Below are 1,668 nucleotides of genomic sequence, written 5' to 3'. Positions count from 1 at the left end.
TTCTATATTGTCCTAAATAATGTCTCGGAAAAAAGACGGCGACAAAATTAAACTTGCTGAGGCAAAGTATATTACAGGTGAGTCACCCGAAGACATCGCCACCGTCCTTGGTGTTACCCGCCGGACTATCGATCGCTGGGCTGCATATGGTAATTGGGACGCACATCGACAAAATGCTAAAAACAATAACGTTATTCAGCTTCAACCAAAACCTAGAACTCAAGCTCCGAAACCGGAATACAGGCAACGCAATTTTGGGGGGTTGGATGATATTGAAGTGGTTGAAAGTGCGATCGCTGACATTCACGGAAGTCTACCAGGTGCAGAGTTGGGCAAAGGTAGCATGGCGACAGCGCTCGTGAAATTAATTGAACTTAAGCGCAAACTCAAACCTGAAACTGTAGCTGATTTGGTCGAACGCGCCATTGAGCTTGATATTGGCCCTGAAGAATTTTTAGCTGAGTTGAAAAATGCGTGGCAACGAAAAAGGGCGTAAGGCAACAGTGGGAGGAAGCCCTTAAAACTTTTTTTGAGACTGAGAATGCTAATGCACATACCCTCAGCTTCCGAGAGTTTGTTGGCAAGGTTTACCCAAGGTATAAGTGGTATCGCCATTGCATAGTTCTGGCTAACGTTTTGCAACGTGTGGCTAATGGTGAACTCAAGCGAGTGATGGTTTTTATGCCACCTCGTCACGGAAAGACAATCTTAGTTTCTAAGCTTTTTCCAGCTTACTTGCTCTATTGCCACGCGCATCTTTGGGTGGGACTCAATTCTTATGCTGCTGAACTTTCTTACACTTTTTCTCGTGCGGCAAGAGATGCTTATGGCGAGATAGGCGGGAAGATGCGGGATGATGCAGCAGCTGTCAAAAATTGGGAGACTCCCGAAGGTGGTGGATGTTGGGCGGCAGGCGTTGGAGGGCCGATAACTGGCAAGGGTTTTGGGAGTGCTGGAATTATTGACGACCCGCTAAAAAATGCGAAGGAAGCTCTCAGCGCAACAATCAAAAGCGGACACCAGGACTGGTATGGTTCTACTTTTTACACTCGCGCCGAACCTGACGCACCGATATTAATTGTCATGACTCGCTGGGCCGAGGATGATTTAGCTGGCTGGCAACTCAGCCAGGAATCGGAGGATGAACCGGAACGCTGGCACATCGTCAATTTTGAAGCCATCAAGGAAGAATATGCGCCCAAATTTCCCGCTACTTGTACTGTAGAACCGGACTGGAGACAAGCAGGTGAAGCTCTTTGCCCAGAACGGTTTGATCTTGCCAAGCTCACAAAAATCAAAAAACGATTAGGTGAATATTTCTGGAATGCCTTATATCAGCAACGTCCTTCCCCATTAGAAGGGAATCACTTCAATCGCTCGTGGTGGAAGTATTACAAGGTTTTACCCGATGACTTTGATATGGTCATCCAATCTTGGGACTGCACATTCAAAGACACCAATAAATCTGATTATGTGGTGGGTCAAGTTTGGGGTAAGCGCGGCGGACAGTTTTACCTGCTTGACCAAGTACGCGATCGCATGGACTTCCCTACCACCATTGCAGCTATTCGCGCACTCTCGGCTAAATATCCCAATTCCACTGCCAAGCTAGTTGAGGATAAAGCCAATGGCCCAGCCGTAATTAGTTCATTAGAGCGGGAAATACCT

2 protein-coding genes are annotated in these 1,668 nt (G+C 47.0%); both read left to right on the top strand.

Annotation, left to right across the window (positions count from 1 at the left end; translation table 11 throughout):
• Positions 1-19: 19 nt before the first annotated feature.
• On the top strand, positions 20-496 hold the full coding sequence (locus VE944_RS11185) for a hypothetical protein (RefSeq protein ID WP_324976645.1): 477 nt from the start codon (positions 20-22) through the stop codon (positions 494-496).
• Positions 475-1,668, top strand: a 1,194-nt coding sequence (locus tag VE944_RS11180; protein ID WP_324976642.1) for a phage terminase large subunit family protein, incomplete at its 3' end; no start/stop codon positions are given. The genes VE944_RS11185 and VE944_RS11180, both read left to right, overlap by 22 nt.

The sequence above is a fragment of the Nostoc sp. genome (assembly GCF_035638895.1).
In the GTDB taxonomy this organism is placed as follows: Bacteria; Cyanobacteriota; Cyanobacteriia; order Cyanobacteriales; family Nostocaceae; genus Nostoc.
This window is presented reverse-complemented; position numbering and strand designations above follow the sequence as displayed.

Coding starts and splice junctions, on each gene's coding strand:
- VE944_RS11185 (WP_324976645.1), top strand. CDS start 20: ATGTCTCGGAAAAAAGACGGCGACAAAATTAAACTTGCTGAGGCAAAG.